Source organism: Prauserella alba (genome assembly GCF_024171735.1).
GTDB lineage: Bacteria > Actinomycetota > Actinomycetes > Mycobacteriales > Pseudonocardiaceae > Prauserella > Prauserella alba.
In genome coordinates this window covers 37741-57308 of record NZ_JAMTCH010000008.1, presented here as the reverse complement: position 1 = coordinate 57308, position 19568 = coordinate 37741, and the positions used below count along the sequence as shown (strand labels likewise).

General features: G+C 71.6%; 16 protein-coding genes. 13 read left to right on the top strand and 3 right to left on the bottom strand.

What is annotated here, in order from left to right; translation table 11 throughout:
- Positions 1-129 precede the first annotated feature (129 nt).
- From ruvC to LY12_RS23865, 9 genes are all read left to right on the top strand, one after another.
- The gene (gene ruvC / locus LY12_RS23905; RefSeq protein ID WP_253859726.1) at positions 130-741 is read left to right on the top strand and encodes a crossover junction endodeoxyribonuclease RuvC; all 612 of its coding nucleotides are present in this window, start codon (positions 130-132) and stop codon (positions 739-741) included.
- A complete protein-coding gene (gene ruvA / locus LY12_RS23900; RefSeq protein ID WP_253859725.1) occupies positions 738-1337 on the top strand; it encodes a Holliday junction branch migration protein RuvA in 600 nt (199 codons plus the stop codon). Before ruvC ends, ruvA begins: the two co-directional genes overlap by 4 nt.
- A 24-nt stretch (positions 1338-1361) precedes the next feature.
- Complete coding sequence (ruvB, locus tag LY12_RS23895) at positions 1362-2498, top strand: Holliday junction branch migration DNA helicase RuvB (RefSeq protein ID WP_253859724.1); 1137 nt, start codon at positions 1362-1364, stop codon at positions 2496-2498.
- 128 nt (positions 2499-2626) lie between these two features.
- Entirely contained in the window at positions 2627-3031 is a 405-nt protein-coding gene (gene yajC, locus LY12_RS23890; protein ID WP_253859723.1) for a preprotein translocase subunit YajC, read from the top strand.
- A gap of 208 nt (positions 3032-3239) precedes the next feature.
- Positions 3240-4949, top strand: a complete 1710-nt coding sequence (gene secD / locus LY12_RS23885) for a protein translocase subunit SecD (RefSeq protein ID WP_253859722.1) — start codon at positions 3240-3242, stop codon at positions 4947-4949.
- A 1-nt stretch (position 4950) separates the two neighbouring features.
- Positions 4951-6282, top strand: a complete 1332-nt coding sequence (gene secF, locus LY12_RS23880) for a protein translocase subunit SecF (RefSeq protein WP_372493622.1) — start codon at positions 4951-4953, stop codon at positions 6280-6282.
- Positions 6279-6794, top strand: a complete 516-nt coding sequence (locus tag LY12_RS23875; protein WP_253859721.1) for an adenine phosphoribosyltransferase — start codon at positions 6279-6281, stop codon at positions 6792-6794. Before secF ends, LY12_RS23875 begins: the two co-directional genes overlap by 4 nt.
- Positions 6795-6954: 160 nt before the next feature.
- Positions 6955-9546 carry a RelA/SpoT family protein gene (locus tag LY12_RS23870; RefSeq protein WP_308292165.1) on the top strand — a complete coding sequence of 864 codons (2592 nt, stop codon included), beginning with the start codon at positions 6955-6957 and terminating at the stop codon, positions 9544-9546.
- A 30-nt stretch (positions 9547-9576) separates the two neighbouring features.
- The gene (locus tag LY12_RS23865) at positions 9577-10350 is read left to right on the top strand and encodes an enoyl-CoA hydratase/isomerase family protein (RefSeq protein WP_253859720.1); all 774 of its coding nucleotides are present in this window, start codon (positions 9577-9579) and stop codon (positions 10348-10350) included.
- A 156-nt stretch (positions 10351-10506) separates the two neighbouring features.
- Here the strand turns inward: LY12_RS23865 and LY12_RS23860 are convergent, their stop codons facing one another.
- Positions 10507-11379: a peptidylprolyl isomerase gene (locus LY12_RS23860; RefSeq protein ID WP_253859719.1), complete on the bottom strand. Its 873-nt coding sequence runs from the start codon at positions 11377-11379 to the stop codon at positions 10507-10509.
- Between the two features lie 113 nt (positions 11380-11492).
- Between LY12_RS23860 and LY12_RS23855 the strand changes: the two genes are divergently transcribed.
- Both LY12_RS23855 and LY12_RS23850 read left to right on the top strand, forming a co-directional pair.
- Entirely contained in the window at positions 11493-12329 is an 837-nt protein-coding gene (locus tag LY12_RS23855) for an MBL fold metallo-hydrolase (protein WP_308292164.1), read from the top strand.
- The gene (locus LY12_RS23850; protein ID WP_253859718.1) at positions 12326-13144 is read left to right on the top strand and encodes a hypothetical protein; all 819 of its coding nucleotides are present in this window, start codon (positions 12326-12328) and stop codon (positions 13142-13144) included. The genes LY12_RS23855 and LY12_RS23850 overlap by 4 nt, the downstream gene beginning before the upstream one ends.
- Before the next feature lie 126 nt (positions 13145-13270).
- Here the strand turns inward: LY12_RS23850 and LY12_RS23845 are convergent, their stop codons facing one another.
- Together LY12_RS23845 and LY12_RS23840 are read right to left on the bottom strand one after the other, a co-directional pair.
- Positions 13271-13777 (bottom strand): hypothetical protein, encoded by a 507-nt coding sequence (locus LY12_RS23845; RefSeq protein ID WP_253859717.1) that lies wholly within the window; start codon positions 13775-13777, stop codon positions 13271-13273.
- A gap of 95 nt (positions 13778-13872) precedes the next feature.
- Positions 13873-15234, bottom strand: a complete 1362-nt coding sequence (locus tag LY12_RS23840) for a YibE/F family protein (protein ID WP_253859716.1) — start codon at positions 15232-15234, stop codon at positions 13873-13875.
- A gap of 739 nt (positions 15235-15973) precedes the next feature.
- Between LY12_RS23840 and aspS the strand changes: the two genes are divergently transcribed.
- Together aspS and LY12_RS23830 are read left to right on the top strand one after the other, a co-directional pair.
- Positions 15974-17767 carry an aspartate--tRNA ligase gene (aspS, locus tag LY12_RS23835; RefSeq protein ID WP_253859715.1) on the top strand — a complete coding sequence of 598 codons (1794 nt, stop codon included), beginning with the start codon at positions 15974-15976 and terminating at the stop codon, positions 17765-17767.
- A gap of 184 nt (positions 17768-17951) precedes the next feature.
- Positions 17952-19235: a phosphotransferase gene (locus tag LY12_RS23830; protein WP_253859714.1), complete on the top strand. Its 1284-nt coding sequence runs from the start codon at positions 17952-17954 to the stop codon at positions 19233-19235.
- Positions 19236-19568: the final 333 nt, after the last annotated feature.

Here is a 19568-nt window from a genome sequence, read left to right as displayed (position 1 = left end):
ACCCCTCAACCGCCCGCCGGGTGCGGATCCCTCTCGCGGCGGGCCCGCCCGGCGTGCCTGCCGGGGTGGGCGCGGCGCCGGCGGTAATCTGACGGTCTCGAACGGATGTTCCCGGCAAGGGGGAGACAGGTGCGCGTGCTCGGTGTGGATCCCGGGCTGACCCGGTGCGGGCTCGGCGTCGTCGACGGCGGGCTCGGCCGGTCGGTGACCTGCGTGGCCGTGGATGTGGTGCGCACGCCCGCGGACGCCGAGCTGTCGACGCGGCTGCTGCGCATCTCCGATGCGGTCGAGCACTGGCTGGACGTGCACCGGCCCGAGGCTGTCGCGGTCGAGCGTGTGTTCAGCCAGCACAACGTCCGCACGGTGATGGGCACCGCCCAGGCCGGTGGCGTGGTGGCGCTGAACGCGGCGCGCCGCGGGCTGCCCGTCGTGTTCCACACACCGAGCGAGGTGAAGGCCGCCGTCACCGGATCTGGCCGGGCCGACAAGGCCCAGGTCACGGGTATGGTGACGCGGCTGCTGAAGCTCGAGTCGCAGCCGAAACCCGCCGACGCCGCGGACGCGCTGGCGCTGGCGATCTGCCACCTGTGGCGGGAGCCGATGCGCGAACGCCTGGCTGCGGCGGAGGCGAAGGCCGCGCAGCTGGCACGCGCCCACAAGGCGAAACTCGCGGCCGCGGCCAAGGACAAGGCCCGCAGGACCGCCGACGACCCGAACAGCGGAAGGAACACGCGCCGGTGATCTCCTCGGTGAAAGGTGAAGTCCTGTCGATCGGTCTCGACCACGTCGTCGTCGAGGTCAGTGGCGTGGGCCTCGCGGTGCAGGCCACACCGTCGACGCTGGCGACTCTCCGCCGCGGCGACGAGGCGCGGCTGGCGACGTCGCTCGTGGTGCGGGAGGACTCGCTGACCCTGTTCGGGTTCGCCGACACCGAGGCGCGGGACCTGTTCTGGTTGCTGCAGACCGTCTCGGGCATCGGCCCCCGCCTGGCGCTCGCGGCGCTGGCCGTGCTCGACCCCGATCAACTCCGCACCGCACTGGCCGACGGCAACATCACGACGCTCACGCAGGTGCCCGGCATCGGCCGCAAGGGGGCCGAACGCCTCACGCTCGAACTCCGCGACAAGGTGCTCGCCGCGGACCCTGCCGGCGGGGGAGCAGGGGCCCAGCCCGCCGCCGGCGCGGCCCGGGCCGAGGTCGTCGAGGCACTCATCGGGCTCGGGTTCGCGCAGAAGCAGGCGGAGCAGGCGGTGGAGAAGGTCGGCGCCGACCATGCCGGCGCTGACACCTCGGCTCTGCTGCGCGCCGCGCTCACGACCCTCGGCACGAAGCGCTGACCGGCCACCATGCACGATGAGGACATGACCGACTTCGGTGACGCGGGCCCGGACGGCCGCGGGGGGCTCGACGGCATCCCCGGCCCGGAGGGCGGTGCGGCGGGCGGCTTCGCCGATGCCGCGACCGAGGCGGCGCTCTCGGCGTTCCCGCAGGCGGGCGACCGCGAGGTGGAGACGGCGCTGCGGCCGAAGAAGCTCGGTGACTTCGTCGGCCAGCCGCGGGTGCGTGAGCAGCTCGAACTCGTCCTCGAAAGTGCCAGGAAGCGGGGCGTGCCACCGGATCACGTGCTGTTGTCCGGCCCGCCCGGGCTGGGCAAGACGAGCCTGGCGATGATCGTCGCCGCGGAGCTCGGTGCGGCGATCCGCATCACCTCGGGTCCGGCGCTGGAACGGGCGGGCGATCTCGCCGCGATGCTGTCGAACCTCGCCGAGGGTGACGTGCTGTTCATCGACGAGATCCACCGCATCGCCCGCCCGGCCGAGGAGATGCTGTACCTGGCGATGGAGGATTTCCGCGTCGACGTGGTCGTCGGCAAGGGGCCGGGCGCCACGAGCATCCCACTGGAGGTCGCACCGTTCACCCTGGTCGGCGCGACCACCCGCTCGGGTGCGCTTACCGGTCCGCTGCGGGACCGGTTCGGCTTCACCGGGCAGATGGAGTTCTACACGCCCGGCGAACTCGGCCATGTGATCGAACGGTCGGCCGCGCTGCTGGACATCACGATCGACGATGCGGGCCGCGCGGAGATCGCCCACCGGTCCCGCGGCACGCCGCGGATCGCGAACCGGCTGCTGCGGCGGGTCCGCGACTACGCGGAGGTGCGCGCCGACGGTCAGGCCACGTTGCCGGTGGTGCGGGCGGCGCTCGAGGTCTACGACGTCGACGAGCTCGGCCTCGACCGGCTCGACCGGGAGGTTCTGGGAGCCCTCGTGCGGTCGTTCGGCGGCGGTCCGGTCGGGGTGTCGACCCTCGCGGTGGCGGTCGGCGAGGAGCCGACGACCGTGGAAGAGGTCTGTGAGCCGTATCTCGTACGTGCCGGTATGCTCGCCCGTACCCCGCGCGGCCGGATCGCTACGGCGGCCGCCTGGGAGCACCTCGGCCTGGCGCCGCCGTCGGATGCGGCCGGGGTTGACGCCGGTGCGCCGACCCTGTTCGACTGAAACGTTGCCGGGGTGCGGTGGCAGGGGGCCGCCCGTGCAGGCGGCGTTACCTGGCACACTCGAAAGAGCACATCCAGACAAACGTGGACGTACCGCAAGGCGGAGAGACGTCCGGCGAATGGAGAACCATGGAAGGCCTTTTGCTGCCGCTCCTGCTCATGCTCGTGCTCGCGGTCCCGCTGATCATGGGCACGCGCAAGCAGAAGAAGGCTGCGGCACAGCAGCAGGAGCTGCAGAGCAGCCTTGCTCCCGGCGACCGAGTGATGACCACGTCCGGTCTCTACGCCACGGTTGCCGACGCGACCGACGAGAGCACCATCGACCTCGAGATCGCTGACGGCGTCGTGACGACCTGGCTCCGTCAGGCCATCCGCGAGCGCATCGACCCGGCGGCGGCCGACGACGTCGAGGACGAGGACTCTGCCGACGAGGACACCGCCGACGAGTCGGCGACCGCCACGTCAGACGCCGATTCCGACTCCGAGTCGGTGACGACTGCGCAGGTCGCGGAGCCGCTCGAGCACAAGAAGTAAAGCAAGGACCCTGCGACGTCCGTCGGTTCTTCACCGGATCGGCGGGATGAATTCGCGGCTTTGCACGCAGCGTTCACGCAGCGCCGAGTAGTGTCTCGGTGCTGCGTGCGTTCGCGTTGAACGCCCCTTCGTCGTCGACGGGCGCTCACGCTGCGTACCTTCCGGACTCATCGCAAGCCGCTGAACACCTTCGAGGAGAACCACCGACGTGGCACCACCGGCCGGGACGATCCGCCCGGGACGCTATCTGAGCATTTTCGTCCTCATCATCGTCGCGCTCTATTCACTGGTGTTCCTCACCGGTGACCGGGAGCCGACGCCGAAACTGGGGATCGATCTTCAGGGCGGTACCCGGGTCACCTTGACCGCACGCACTCCCGACGGTCAGGAACCGTCGCAGGACCAGCTCGACCAGGCGCGCCAGATCATCGAGACCCGGGTCAACGGGATCGGTGTCAGCGGCGCCGAGGTGGTGCTCGACGGCAGTAACGTCGTCATCACGGTTCCCGGCGAGGAGGGCGAACAGGCCAAGAACCTCGGCCGCACCGCCAAGCTCGGATTCCGCACCGTGATCAACGCCCAGCCGGTCCAACAGCAGGGGCAGCAGGGCCAGAACGGCCAGCAGGGGCAACAGGGCCAAGGTGACGGTGGCCAGCAGGACGGTGGCCAGCAGAACGGGCAGGATTCCCCGGACGCCGCGGGCAGTCCCCAGGGCGGCGGTGGCAGTCAGCCACAGTCCGACGAGGACGTCGCCCGTGAGATCCGCGAGGCCAAGCAGGTCCGGCAGAACCCCGCACTGGACCCGGGCCGCAATCCGCAGCAGGGCGCATCCCAGCAGGCCATGCAACTGCAGCAGCAGGCGATGGCGAGCCTGACCTGTTCGGGCAACGATCCGCTGGTCGGCAACGACGATCCGAACCGGCCGCTGGTCACGTGCAACGAGGCGGGCACGGAGAAGTACGTGCTGAGCCCGGTGTTCCTGCAGGGCACGCAGGTCGACGACGCCTCGGCGCAGTTCAATCCGCAGCAGGGCGGCTGGCTGGTCAACCTGCAGTTCAAGGGCGAGGGCACGGAGACCTGGGCGGAGTACACCGCGCAGAACACGGGCGCCAACGCTGCGTTCGTGCTCGACACCCGGGTGGTGTCGGCCCCGACCATCAACGAGCCGATCCCCAACGGCCGGACCCAGATCAGCGGTGAGTTCACCGAGGAGGAGGCGCAGAACCTCGCCGACATCCTCAAGTACGGCTCACTGCCGCTGTCGTTCGAATCGTCCGACGCCACGACGGTGTCGCCGACGCTCGGCCTGGCCTCGCTCGAAGCGGGCCTGATCGCCGGTGCGATCGGTATCGCGCTCGTGTTCGTCTACTGCCTCATCTACTACCGGATGCTGGGCGTGCTCACGGTGTTGTCGCTGGCGTTGTCGGCGATGATCGTCTACGCGGTATTGGTGCTGCTCGGCCGCTGGATCGGGTTCACGCTCGACCTCGCAGGAGTCGCCGGGTTCATCATCGCCATCGGTGTCACCGCGGACTCGTTCGTCGTCTACTTCGAGCGCATCAAGGACGAGATGCGCGACGCCAAGACGTTCCGGTCGGCGGTACCGAGAGCCTGGGTGCGGGCCCGCCGCACGATCCTCGCGTCCGACGCGATCATGTTCCTGTGCGCGGGCGTGCTGTACGCACTGGCGGTCGGGGAGGTCCGCGGGTTCGCCTTCACTCTCGGCATGTCCACCGTGCTCGACCTGATCGTGGTGTTCCTCGTGACGCATCCGCTGGTCGCGATGGTGTCGCGGTCGAAGAAGCTGTCCAGCCCGAAGCTGTCGGGCCTCGGCACGGTGCAGCGCCTCGGCAGTCAACGGCGTGGTGGCGTCCACATCAGCCAGACGAAGGCCGCGACGAACACGAAGGGGGCCTGACGTGTCCGAAGGCAACAGCGCCAAGACCGAACCGGCCGCCGAGACCGATGGCACCGGCGGCTCCGGGGGCGCGAAGGCGTCGCTGTTCCAGCGGCTCTACACCGGTACCGGCGCCTTCGACATCGTCGGTCACCGCAAGCGCTGGTTCGCGGCGTTCGCGCTGTTGATCCTCGTGTGCGCCGGATCGCTCGGGGTGAAGGGCTTCAACCTCGGCATCGAGTTCGAAGGCGGCACGCAGATCCAGCTTCCCGCCCAGGGCGCGGAAGGCCGGATCGACGAGGACGCGGCCAAGGACGTCGTCAGCGATGCGACCGGGGTCTCCGCGTCGGAGGCGCAGGTCGTCGGTGTCGGCGATGCCGCGGCCATCCAGGTGCGGCTGAGCTCGCTCGATCCCGGCCAGGTCGCCGAGGCCAAGCAGGCACTGTTCGACGAGTTCCGGCCGCTGGCGGCGAACGGCCAGCCCAGCGGATCGGTGATCAGTGACAGCGCGGTGAGCGCGTCGTGGGGCGGCGAGATCTCCCAGCAGGCCCTCATCGCCCTCGGCGTGTTCCTGGTGCTGGTGACGGTCTTCCTCGTCATCTACTTCGAGAAATGGATGGCCGTCTCGGCGATCATCACGCTGCTGCACGACATCATCGTGACGGCGGGCGTGTACTCGCTGGTCGGCTTCGAGGTGACGCCTGCGACCGTGATCGGCCTGCTGACGATCCTCGGGTTCTCGCTGTACGACACCGTCGTGGTGTTCGACAAGGTCAAGGAGAACACCCGCGGGCTGCTGAACCTGACCCGGCGGACGTACGCCGAGGCCGCCAACCTGGCGCTCAACCAGACGCTGATGCGGTCGATCAACACGTCCGTCATCGCGCTGCTCCCGGTGCTCGGGCTCATGGTGATCGGCTACATCCTGCTCGGCACGGGCACCCTGCAGGACCTGGCGCTGGTGCAGTTGACCGGCATGCTGGCCGGTGTCGTCTCCTCGGTACTGCTGGCCACGCCGCTGCTCGTGACGTTCAAGATGCGTGAGCCCAAGTACGTGCAGCAGGCAGAGCGCGTGGCCGAGCGCCGCGCCGAGCGGGCCCGCGCAGCCCAGGCCGAGGACGCAGCCGACGGCGTCGACCCCGACGACTACTTCGACCCCGGTGACGACGCCCAGCTCGAGAGCGAGCTGCGCAAGGAGAAGGCGGTCGCCGCGGCGGCGTCCGTGCCCGCCCGCACCCAGAAGGCCCGCGACCGGAACCGCGGCCGCGACCAGCGGCCCCGGCGGTCGGGTACTCCGACGGGGAAGAGCACGGCAGGCAAGAGTGCCCCGAGCGGGAAGAGGAAGCGGTCATGAACCTCGACGAGGCGCTCGGCATGATCGCGGAGCTGCCGGACTTCCCCGAACCGGGCGTGGTGTTCCGCGACCTGACGCCGCTGTTCGGGGATCCGAAGGCGTTCGCCACCGTGATCGATGCACTGGCCGAAGTGGTCGGCGACGTCGACCAGCTGGCGGCCGTGGAAGCGCGCGGGTTCGTGCTCGCCGCCGCCGTGGCCTACGCGAAGGGCGTCGGCGTCACGCTCGTGCGTAAGGCGGGCAAGCTGCCCTCGGTCGGCGGCAGCGTCGATTACGAACTCGAGTACGGCACCGCGACCCTCGAACTGCCCGCCGACGCGGTCCGGCCCGGTGAGCGGGTCGCGATCATCGACGACATCCTCGCCACCGGCGGCACGGTCGCGGCGACGCGGTCGCTGCTCGCCGAAGCCGGTGCGGACGTGCGTTCGGTGGCGGTGGTGCTCGAACTCGCTTCGCTCGGCGGGCGCGAACGGCTCGGGGACGTGCCGTTGCACGTGCTGAAATCCGCGTGACGCCGTCGCGCGCGGGGGTCGCAGCCCTCCGGTGAGCGCGGGGGAGCCGGTCCGCGGCCGGCGTGTGAACCCGCCGTGAACGGCGCCGCTCCGAGACGTTCCACACCGGGGTCTACCCTGGAGGGAGCAGGCACTCGCGCGCGATGAGCTGGAGGTACGGGTGAGCCAAGAGCTCGATTCCGTGGCAGCCCGGTCGAACGACGGTGACGACCCCGCGCGCAGGCAGGGCGGCGACACCGCACCCGCAGGTGACACGGGCCACACCGGGAACGCGGCAGCCACCGGGAGCACCACGTCGCCCGGCGACGCCGCGCCCGCGGGCGACCCGGCTGCGGCCGGCGCCGATGCGGCCGGCAGCGACACGGCGGGTTCCGACGCGTCGCGACAGTCGCAGCCCGGCGGTGAGGCACCGGCGAACTCCCGGAACCCGCCGACCGGCGGCCAGCGATCGGGGTCGGGTACCGCCGCCTCCCGGGGGAACCCGCATCCGGCGGCCACGCGGGCCCCGTCGCCGACGCGTCGGGTGCGGGCCCGGCTCGCCCGCCGGATCACCGCGCAACGCGCCGCGCCGGTCAAGCAGGTTCTCGAACCGCTGGCCGCGATCCACCGGGAGCTGCACCCGAGCGCCGACCTCGGCCTGCTCCAGCGCGCCTACGACGTCGCCGAACACCTGCACCGCGACCAGCGCCGCAAGTCCGGTGACCCGTACATCACGCACCCGCTGGCCGTGGCGACCATCCTGGCCGAGCTCGGCATGGACACCACGACGCTCGTCGCGGCGTTGCTGCACGACACGGTCGAGGACACCGGCTATTCGCTCGACCAGCTCGGCACCGACTTCGGCGACAAGGTCGCCCAGCTCGTCGACGGGGTCACCAAGCTCGACAAGGTCAAGCTCGGCACGGCGGCCGAAGCCGAGACGATCCGCAAGATGGTCATCGCGATGGCCCGTGACCCGCGGGTGCTGGTGATCAAGCTGGCCGACCGGCTGCACAACATGCGCACCATGCGGTTCCTGCCGCCGGAGAAGCAGTCGCGCAAGGCGAAGGAGACCCTCGAGGTCCTCGCTCCGCTCGCGCACCGGCTGGGCATGTCGACGGTCAAGTGGGAACTCGAGGACCTCGCGTTCGCGATCCTGCAGCCGAAGAAGTACGACGAGATCGTGCGGTTGGTCGCCGATCGCGCCCCGTCCCGCGACACGTATCTGCGCGGGGTCATCGGCGAGTTGAACTCGCACCTCGAAGCGTCCCGGGTGGCCGCGAAGGTCGAGGGCAGGCCGAAGCACTACTACTCGATCCACCAGAAGATGATCGTCCGCGGCCGGGAGCTCGACGACATCCACGACCTGGTGGGTGTGCGGATCATGGTCGACGACGTCCGCGACTGCTACGCCGCCATGGGCGTGGTGCACGCGTTGTGGCAACCCATGCCGGGCCGGTTCAAGGACTACATCGCCCAGCCACGGTTCGGCGTGTACCAGTCGCTGCACACCACGGTGATCGGCCCGGACGGAAAACCGCTGGAAGTGCAGATCCGCACCCACGAGATGCACCGCACCGCCGAGTACGGCATCGCGGCGCACTGGCGGTACAAGGAGACCCGGGGGACGCACGGCGGCAACACCGTCGACGTCGACGAGATGGCCTGGATGCGCCAGCTGCTCGACTGGCAGCGCGAGGCCGCCGACCCGGGCGAGTTCCTCGAATCGCTGCGCTACGACCTCGCCACCCGCGAGATCTTCGTGTTCACGCCGAAGGGCGACGTGATCACGCTGCCGGTCGGGTCGACACCCGTCGACTTCGCCTACGCCGTCCACACCGAGGTCGGTCACCGCTGCATCGGCGCGCGCGTCAACGGACGGCTCGTCGCGCTGGAGCGCAAGCTCGAGAACGGCGAGGTCATCGAGATCTTCACGTCGAAGGCGGAAGGCGCGGGGCCGAGCCGCGACTGGCTGCAGTTCGCCGGGTCGCCGAAGGCCCGCGCGAAGATCCGGCAGTGGTTCGCGAAGGAGCGGCGCGACGAGGCCGTCGAATCGGGCAAGGAAGCCATCACCAAGGAGGTGCGCAAGGTCGGGCTGCCGATCCAGCGCCTCGTGTCGGCCGATTCGATGAGTGCCGTCGCCAAGGAACTGCGCTACAACGACATCAGCGCGCTGTACGCCGCGGTGGGGGAGAAGCACACGAGCGCTCAGCACGTCGTGCAGCGGCTCACGGCCCTCATCGGCGGTGTCGAGGAGGCCGAGGAGGAACTCGCCGAGCGGGCGACACCGTCCACGGTGACGCGGCGCCGCGGTTCCGGCGACGTCGGTGTGATCGTTCCCGGTGCCAGCGACGTGTGGACCAAGCTCGCCCGCTGCTGCACCCCGGTGCCGGGCGACGAGATCCTGGGCTTCGTGACCCGCGGCGGCGGGGTGAGCGTGCACCGCACCGACTGCACCAACGCCGACGACCTGCGGAGCCAGCCCGAGCGGCTCGTCGACGTCGAATGGGCACCGTCCGAGTCGTCGGTGTTCCTCGTGGCCATCCAGGTGGAGGCACTCGACCGGCATCGCCTGCTGTCCGACGTGACGAAGGTGCTCGCCGACGAGAAGGTGAACATCCTGTCCGCATCGGTCACCACGTCGAACGACCGCGTGGCGGTCAGCAAGTTCACCTTCGAGATGGGCGACCCGAAACACCTCGGGCACGTGCTGAAGGTCGTGCGGAACGTCGAGGGTGTCTACGACGTGTACCGGGTCACGTCGGCCGCCTGAACCGGCTGCGGGCTTCTAGCCTTACCGTCCATGACGGACGGAATCGACCTCACCCGGGACGGCGACGTGGCCCGCCTGACCCTGACGCGGCCGGCCAAGATGAACGCGATCACCCACGAGATGTGGTCGGCGATCCCGGAGGTCGTCGCCGCCGTGGAGTCCGACCCCGCGGTGAAGGTGCTGGTGTTGGCAGGGGAGGGCGAACACTTCTCCGCCGGGGCCGACATCGGGGAGTTCCGCCAGCTGCGCTCGACCCCGGAGGGCGTTGCCGCGTACGACAGGGCCGTCGACGCCGCCGTCGACGCGCTGGCCGGGGCGAGCAAACCGAGCATCGCGATGATCCAGGGCAACTGCATCGGCGGTGGCTGCCAGCTCTCGGTGGCGTGCGATCTGCGGTTCGCGGCGCCGGGTGCCCGATTCGGCATCACGCCCGCCAAGCTGGGCATCGTGTACCACTTCGAATCCACGCGGCTGCTCACCGAGCTCGTGGGACCGGCGCAGGCCCGCTACCTGCTGCTGTCGGGCAACCTGGTAGACGCCTCCCGGGCCCGGGAGATCGGCCTCGTCACCGACGTGTTCGACGACCTGGAGACGCAGGCCGGTGAGTTCGCGGCGACGCTGTGCGCGCGGTCGCAGGCGTCCGTGCGCGGGATGAACCGCATCATCGGCAAGATCGCCGCGGGCATGACCGAACCGGACGCCGAGGTGCACGCGCTGCGCGAGGACGCCGCCCGCGGTGCGGACTACGCCGAGGGCGTGGCGGCGTTCCTCGAACGCAGGGCGCCCAACTTCACTCACCGCTGAGTGCGTCGTCCGCGTGCGGCGCGCCCAGGGGTCCCGACGCCCCCAGGGGCACCTTCGTTGCGTTCAACGCAACGAAGGTGCCCCTGGGGGCTTTCTTCGGTCCGGCGTGGCCTTCCGGCCCCGGCCGCGCAAGGTGGCGGGGACCGGGCAGGGCCATCAGCCGTTGATGCTCACGTCGGTGAAGCGGACCTCGGTGTTCGGCTTACCGCCGCCGGGGGAGGGATCGAGCGAGCCGTCATGGCCGGCCTTCGCGACCTTGTCCAGCACCTTCAGCCCCTCGTCGGAGATCGAGCCGAAGACCGTGTAGTCCGGCGGCAGCTCCGCCTCGCCGTAGACCATGAAGAACTGGCTGCCGTTGGTGTCGGGCCCGGCGTTGGCCATCGCGAGGATGCCGCGGCCGTACTTCAGGCCCTGGTGCGTCTCGTCGGCGAAGGTGTAGCCGGGACCGCCCGAGCCCTGCCCCGTCGGATCACCGCACTGCAGCATCTGCAGGCCCTGTGTGCCGAGCCGGTGGCACGCGGTGTCGGTGTAGTAGTCCTGCTCGACGAGGCTCTCGAAGCTGTTGACCGTGCACGGGGCCAGCGAGCGGTCGAGCGTGATCGGGATGTCGCCCGCGGTCGAGGACAGCGTGATGTCGACGGTGCCCTCGGAAGGGACGTTCTGCCCGTTCGGCGCGTTGACCTGCTTGGCGGCCTGACCGTTCTCGGGGTACTCGCAGGTCGTCGGGTTCGGCAACGGTTCGCTGCGTTCGACAGGCTCGACGCGCTGCGTGGGGATGGAGACGTCCTCCGACGGGGCTGCGTTGTCCGACGGCGCTGCGCTCGAACTCGCCTCGCCCTGCGCGTTCGCGGCGCCCTCGTCCTCGTCCTGGCCGGTGAACACGACGATGAGACCCGCGGCCAGGACGACGACGCCGACGGCCGCCCCGATGCCGATGATCTTGCGTCGCTTCGCGCGTTCGGCCCTGCGAGCGAGCTGCCGTTCCAGCTTGCGCTTCGCTGCCTCCCGGCGCTGCTGGTTGGTCCCCACCTGGCCTCCTCGTTCACCCACGTGTTGGCTGGCGGCAGTCTATGGGCACGGTCTGTAAGACCCCGGTACAGGGGCCGCTAGGCTGGGGACGTCGCGGACGCGGAGGTGAGAACGTGCTGGTCGCAGGATTCCCGGCCGGGACGTTCCAGGCGAACTGTTACCTGCTCGCGCCCGGTCCCGGCGGTCCGTGCGTGGTCGTCGACCCCGGCGAGGGCGCGCATGCGCCACTCGACCGAGCAATGGCCGAGCACGGACTGACACCCGCCGCGATCCTGGCCACGCACGGTCATCCGGACCACGTGCACGGCGCCGCCGAAGCCGCGCGCACCTACGACGTCCCGGTCTGGATCCGGCCGGAGGACCGGCCGCTGCTGCGCAGCCCCTGGCTCGGGCTGAACCACGAGCTCGCTGCCGGGCTGGGTGACCGGCCGTGGTCCGAACCGGACACGGTGCGGGAACTCGGCGAACGCGCCGGCGAGGCGGGCACGGTCCTGGACGTGGCCGGGCTGCGGATCGAGGCGCTGCACACGCCGGGCCACACCGGAGGTTCGGTCGTCTTCCGGCTCGTCACCGAGGAGGGCGGACAGGTCGCGATCACCGGCGACACGCTGCTGCCCGGCTCGGCCGGCCGTACCGACCTGCCCGGCGGGGATCCCGTGGCGTTGCGCCGATCGCTGGCGATGTTGACTGCGGCCCTCGACGACGCCGCGGTGCTGCTGCCGGGGCACGGCCGGAGTACGACCATGGGACAGGAGAAGGTGTCGAACCCCTGGCTGGCCGGCGCTGCGGACGCGGACGGCGCTGACACAGCCGGCGGCGTCGCGGGCGCAAGCGGCGGCGCGGGTGACGCCGCGGGTGACGGTGTCGGTGACGGAGCGGGACGGCCCAGTGCTCCCGGCGCGGCACGCGGAACGGCACCGGACGGAGAGACCGGAGAGAGGCGATCATGAGCGAACCGGAGCCGACCGACCCGGACCTGCCCGACGTGACCGGTGGCCGGCACGACCGGGACGCCGGTCGCGACGGCGACGCGACCGGCGCCGGGGACAGGGGCGCCGGGGACAGAGGCGACGGGGACAGGGGCGCCCGGGACAGAGGCGACGGGGACACGGGCGACGGTGCGCCCGGCCGTGCGCGCGAGCCCGAGCGGATCGTCCTCTACGGCCAGGACGCCAAGCTGCGGCGCAAGCGCACCGCCGCCGGCATGGTGGGTGTGGTCCTGTTCGCCGCGGCGTTCGGCGGGGTGGCGGGACTGATCGGCGGTCTGACCACCGGCCTGGCCGTTGCCGGGATCGTCGCCGCCGCGCTGGCGTTCGTGGTGGTGTCCAACGCGCGGCGGCAGGTCTGGCTCGAAGGCCGGACCGTGATCATGCGCAGCTGGGGCAGTCGCCGCGTCGACCTGGTCGCCGCGCCGCGGATCGAGCTGCTGCTCAGCGACGTGCGCGGATCACGCACCGTCAGCCTGCTGGTGACCTCGGAGTCGAACAAGGCCGTGAAGGTCGACCTCGCGATCTACGCCGGAACCGGTGGCCGCGAGCTCGGCATCCTGGCGTTGCGACGGCTCGCGGACGCGCTGGCCGACAACACCGAGGCCAACGGTCTCGTCTTCTCCGAGCTGCTCGTGGCACAGCTGCGGTCCGAGGCTCGCGGTGACGCGGCGGCGGACCGGCCGCTGTACCGCATCGCCTCGCTCGCACCCCAGGGCAAACTCGCGCAGCGGTTCACGATGGAGGCCGTGAGCCGGTTCGTCGCGTCACTGGAGTGATCCGTGGCGGCGTCGCGTCGCCGGTCCCGTCGTCGCCGGGACCGTGGAGATCACCGCGGCCCCGGTCGTCGGCCGCCGGGGTCGCTGTCACCGGGACCACTGCCGTCCGGGCCACTGCCGCCCGGATCAGTGCCGCCGGCCGGGGTCGCTGTCACCGGGGTCACTGCCGTCCTGGTCGTCGGCCGGGGACCGCACCGGGTGCAGCGCCGTGAGGTGCAGTTCGATAGCGGTGAGCTGCTGTCGCAACCCGTCGAGCTGACGGCGGATCGATTCGAGCTGGTACACCGCCTCGGGCAGCTCACCCGCGGCGAACGTGGCGAGCCGCTCCAGCTGTGAGGCGGTCTCGCGCAGCTCGCGAAGTGCGCGGGCCGCCTCGGGGACGGCGGCCACGCCATGCACCAGTGCGGCGGCCCCGCGGGCCACGTCGGTCACTCGCCGGAGGGCGCATGCCGGGACGGCGGCCGCGGGAACGGCACCGATAACCGGTGGCACGAGGAACCGCCGGGCGAAGCTCAGCGACCGGGCCATGAGCGCGGCGACCGGCGGCGCGTGCGCCGAGTCGCTGCGCGACGGCCCCGCGGGTGGCGGTTCGGGATGGGACTGCGCGTCGGATGGTGGCTCCGGATCCGGCATGGCGTCTCCGCTCGGAGGGTGGGGAGGTCGTCGCTGTTCGTACCCCACCCCGCGGCCGTGACGCGCGGCGCCCTCCGATCGTGTGGCTGGTGTGATCAGTGGTCACGCATGTGACCGGTGTGACGATCGGGCCGGGCGGGACCGCGGCCGGAGCCGGCCTGGCCGCCGCGCGGTTCCGGCGAGCGCGCACCGCCCGGGTCGTCGTCCGCCGGCGCTCCGTCGCTCGGGGCTGTGTGGTCCCTGTCTGCGCGGTCTCGGTCGCTCGGTGCACTGTCCGCCCGGTCCGGCCGGGTCCGTGGCGTCGCTGCCGTGGTGGGGGCGGCGTGGTTCGTCTCGCGCACGACGATCAGGGCGGCGAGCAGCGTCGTCACCGGCACGGCCGCGATGATGCCGATGCTGCCCGCGAGCGTCCGCACGATCTCGGCCGCGAGTTCCTGCGACGTGAGGACGGAGCCGAGTCCGACATCCGACAGCGACGCCAGCAGCAGTGTGGGCAGGGCCGCGCCGGCGTAGGCCATCACCAGCGTGTTGACGGCGGATCCGACGTGGGCGCGCCCGATGCGCAGCGCGGCGCCGTACAGCTCCCGCCAGGACTGGCGCGGATCGGCACGGTGCAGTTCCCACACGGCGCTCGCCTGCGTGACCGTGACGTCGTCGAGCACGCCGAGCGCGCCGATGACGATCCCGGCCAGCAGCAGCCCCCGTGCGTCGACGGCGTGGCCGAGCGAACCGATCAGCGTGGAGGTGCTCTCGTCCAGGCCGGTCAGGCGTGCCGCGCCCGCGAACACCGCGGCGAGCACGCCGATCAGCGTCAGGCTCACCATCGTCCCGAGCACTGCGGCGGACGTGCGCGCCGACAGGCCGTGCGTCGTGTACAGCGCGACGAACATGATCAGCCCCGCGCCCGCGATCGCCACGAGCAGCGGATCGCCGCCGTGCAGGATCGACGGCAGCACGAACAGGCCGATGATCCCGGCGGTCACGGCGAGCGCGCCCAGTGCCGCGACACCCCGCCATCGCCCCAGCACGACGACCGCGAGCGCGAACAGGCCCGCCAGCAGCGCGAGTGGCAGTCCGCGCTGGAAATCCTGCACCTGGTAGGAGGAGCCGGCCTGCGGATCGGCGCCGCTGTAGGCCAGCACGACGGCGTCGCCCGCGGCGAACCGCGGGTTGCCGTCGCCCGCGGGCAGATTTTGCGTGATCGTGAGGCCGTCGGCGGGTCCGTCGGTGAGCGTGATCTCCACCGTCTGGCACTGCCCGCGGTCACCCGGATCGCCGACCTGCACCTGCCCCGGCGACAGACACGGCCCGAGTTCCGAGGCGACCACGTCCCCGTGGACGGGTTCACCCACCGCGTGCCCGGTGACGTCCGGTTCGCCCCACGGGTACAGCAGCACCACGGCCGCCAGCGCGGCGAGCGCGAACGGTGCGAGCAGTGACGCCAGCAGGATCCGCACGGGGCGAGACGCCGGTGTCGCAGGCTCGTGTCCGTGTCCGTGTCCGTGTCCGTGTCCGTGTCCGTGTCCGTGTGCGGCAGCGGCGCCGGGTGACGGTGCGCGCTCGCCGGACAGGGCCGTCCTGCCCTGCCGTCCCGGTTCGCGGCGCCGTGCGGGATAGGGCTCGGAACCGGGGCGGCGCGCATCACGTTCCGGCCCACGCGAGCTGCCGGAACGTGACTGCAGCTCGCGGGGCTCGCGGGATTCGCGGCGCTCCCGGCGAGCGGCGGCGTCCCCGGCGGGCGCCCCGCGGTCGTCGTGTCCGGACACGCGGGGGCGGCCGGGGGCCTCCGCACGTCCGGTGCCCGGCCTGCGCCGGGCCGCGGGCCGCCGCGGCACCTCGCCATTGCCCCCGCCATCGCCCCCGCCATCGCCCCCGCCATCGCCCGCGCCGTCGCCCGCGCCCTCGTCGCGGGGCAGCGGTCGCCCGGCGGGCCGGTCGGCAGGCCCGCCGCGGGGCGGGATCGGTTCGGGCAGTACCGGACCCGTGTCGTCGTCCGAGAAGTCGCGGGGCACGGGGGACATCTTGGCGGCAGCGAGTGGCAGGCGAGAGGTCAGGGTTGCACTCGCGGGCGCCGTCGGCCGAGGTCGGCGGGAAACCTGGTGGCGATCCGGTACGGGCGGTTCGTTAACCTGAGCCGTCGGCGGCATCGCCGACCGACCGATCCGTATCCTTCGCGTTCCGAGAGGACCCTGCGCAGTGCTTCGCACTCACGACGCCGGCACGCTGCGTGCCGAGCACGTTGGCCAGACCGTCACCCTGACCGGATGGGTGGCCAGGCGGCGCGATCACGGCGGGGTGATCTTCGTCGATCTGCGGGACGCGAGCGGCGTCGCCCAGGTCGTGTTCCGCGAGGGCGAAATGGCCGAGCGCGCGCACAACCTGCGGGCCGAGTACTGCATCAAGGTCGCAGGCGAGGTGTCGAAGCGGCCCGAGGGCAACGAGAACCCGGAGATCGCGACCGGCGACCTCGAGGTCTACGTCAACGACCTCGAGGTGCTGTCGGAGGCGGCGCCACTGCCGTTCCCGGTCGACGAGCGGCTCGAGGTCGGCGAGGAGGTGCGGCTCAAGCACCGGTACCTCGACCTGCGCCGGGACGGCCAGGCCCGCAACATGCGCCTGCGCAGCGACGTCAACCGGGTGGCGCGGGACGTGCTGCACGACGAGGACTTCGTCGAGGTGGAGACGCCCACGATGACGCGATCCACCCCCGAGGGCGCCCGCGACTTCCTCGTGCCCGCGCGGTTGCGGCCGGGATCCTGGTACGCGTTGCCGCAGTCGCCCCAGCTGTTCAAGCAGCTGCTGATGGTCGGCGGGCTCGAACGCTACTACCAGATCGCGCGGTGCTACCGCGACGAGGACTTCCGCGCCGACCGGCAGCCCGAGTTCACCCAGCTCGACATCGAGATGAGCTTCGTCGAGCAGGACGACGTGATCGCGCTCGGCGAGCGGATCGTCCGCGCGCTGTGGACGCTGATCGGCGTCGAGCTGGCCGCGCCGTTCCGCCGGATGAGCTACGCCGAGGCGATGGCCAAGTACGGCTCGGACAAGCCCGACCTGCGGTTCGGCCTGGAACTGACGGAACTGACCGAGTTCTTCGCGAACACGCCGTTCCGCGTCTTCCAGGCGCCCTACGTCGGGGCCGTCGTCATGCCGGGCGGGGCCGACCAGCCGCGGCGCACGCTCGACGCCTGGCAGGAGTGGGCCAAGCAGCGCGGGCACAAGGGGTTGGCGTACGTGCTGGTCGGCGAGGACGGCACGCTGTCAGGGCCGGTGGCCAAGAACATCTCCGACGAGGAGAAGGCAGGCCTGGCCGACGCCGTCGGGGCGCACCCCGGCGACTGCATTTTCTTCGCCGCGGGCCCGCCGAACAGCGCGCGCGCCCTGCTCGGCGCGGCGCGCGGCGAGATCGCCGACCGGCTCGGCCTGATCGACGAGAACGCCTGGTCGTTCGTGTGGATCGTCGACGCCCCGATGTTCGAGGCCGCCGACGAGACCGACGACGTCGCCGTCGGCACCGGGCAGTGGACGGCCCTGCACCACGCGTTCACCTCGCCGAAGCCCGAGTGGCTCGACACGTTCGACGACGACCCGGGCAATGCGCTCGCCTACGCCTACGACCTCGTCTGCAACGGCAACGAGATCGGTGGCGGCTCCATCCGTATTCACCGCGCGGACGTGCAGAAGCGCGTATTCGAGGTCATGGGCATCGCCGAGGAGGACGCGCAGGAGAAGTTCGGCTTCCTGCTCGACGCCTTCCAGTACGGCCCGCCGCCGCACGGCGGCATCGCGTTCGGCTGGGACCGCATCGTGATGCTGCTGGCCGGCGCCGACTCGCTGCGCGACGTCATCGCCTTCCCGAAGACCGGCGGCGGGTTCGACCCGCTGACCAGCGCGCCTGCGCCGATCACGGCCCAGCAGCGGAAGGAGGCGGGCGTGGACGCCAAGCCCGCCAAGCCGGCGCAGAGCGCCGAGCAGGGTTCCGCCCAGTAGCGGACACCGGGGCCGTGAATGGCTGCGGGGCCTGCGTTCCGGCAGTCGGGGGACGCGGCCGACTCCGCGACCGTTCACCGGCACGTAACCGCGTCGGCCACACGGTCGAATGTCGCCGTGTGGCACGGATTGCGGTCACCGGATTGTGGTCACTGTTCCCGTCGCACTAGTAGGGTCGGAGCCAATGACTGTGGACACCCCTCCCGCCGATGATTCGACCGTCGGCGCGGGAGCGGAATCTTCCTCCAGTGATACCGCCATGGCTGCGGTGACGGCTGCGGAGGCTGTTCTCGCGCAGCGGTTCGGCAGCACGATCTCGCTGGTCGAGGCCGAGGACCTCGCCGGAAGCGGTCCGGCAACGGTGGTGCGCGCCCGGGTGGCGTCGTCGCCGTTCTCGCTGCCCCGCACGCTCGTCATCAAGCACTATCCGGACGAGCCCGCCGACGGCGAGGACGACGCGTTCGCCAGGGAAGCGGCCAGTTATCAGCTGTTCACGGCACTGTCGGCCGACGACCGCACGTGCCCGGAGATCCTCGCGCACAGCGCGGACCACCGGCTGCTCGTGATCGACGACCTGGGCAGGGCGCCGACGCTGCAGGACAAGTTGAGTGGGTCGGACGCACGTGCTGCGGAGACGGCGCTGCTGTCGTGGGCGCGGTCGCTGGGCAGGATGCACTTCAGCACGGCCAACCGCGAGGCGGACTTCAACGCCCTGCTGCGCAGGCTCGGCAAGGCGCAGTCCGGCGGCCAGGCCGAGCCGTCCGCGCCGCCCGCCTGCGACCCCGTGGAGGCCGCGACGGAGGCCCCCGTGGTCCTGGGGGAGGAGCTCGGCATCGACACGCCTGTCGACGTGGCGGCCGCGGCGCAGCGCGCTGCGGAACAGGCACGGTCGGCGGCGTTCCGCGCGTTCAGCCCGGTCGACCTGTGGCCCGACAACAATCTCGTGACCGGCGACGGGGTGCGGTTCCTCGACTTCGAACGTGGCCGGGTACGCAGTGCCCTGGTCGACGCCGCGCACATGCTGGTGCCGTTCGTGTCCGGCCCCGAACCGCTGGCCCTGCCGCGGGGCGTGAGCGAGGCGATGATCACGTCGTGGCGTGCCGAGGTGGCCGACCTGTGGCCGTCGCTGGCCGAGGAGGAGACGCTCGACCGGTACCTCGCCGATGCCGCCCAGCTGCTGGTGTGGGAGGCGACCTGCCGGTGGCTGCCCGAGCTCGCCGGAGCGGACCGGGTTTCCGGCGACGGCCGTGACAACGGTGATCGCGGGCGCACCCGGGAACGGGGAACCGCCACGGCACGGGCGGCCGCGCTGGTCACCTGGTGGCGCGACCTGGCCGAGCACGCGGGCCGCGCCGGTGAGGGGGCGGACGGCGCCGCGGTCGCCGCCCACGCCGAGGCCGTCGCCCGTGCGCTCGACGGACGTTTCGGACCGGACCTCGAGCTGCCGCTGTACCCGGCCTTCCGCTGATCCCTGCCCGCCTGCACCCCGGCCCGGGTGCGTGCTGGCGGGGTGCCGGCGGCGCTGGATGCGGCCGCGGTAGTTGCGGGCGCGGTGGATGCGGGCGGCGTCAAGGTTCGCCCACCCGTAGCCACGCCGTTACCCGGGTCTCACCGCGGGTGCGCACGGGTGCGCGACGGTGCCGGTGTGACGCTCGACAGCCGCGTACAGCCGGATCACGTCCCCCGAACCGCCGAACCGTTCGACCGCTCCGGCAGCGCTGCCGGCAGCCCCACTGTCCCACCCACTCTCCCGCCCGCCGTCCGGCCCGCAGTGCCGGCGTCGCCGCCGGTCGTCGCGGCG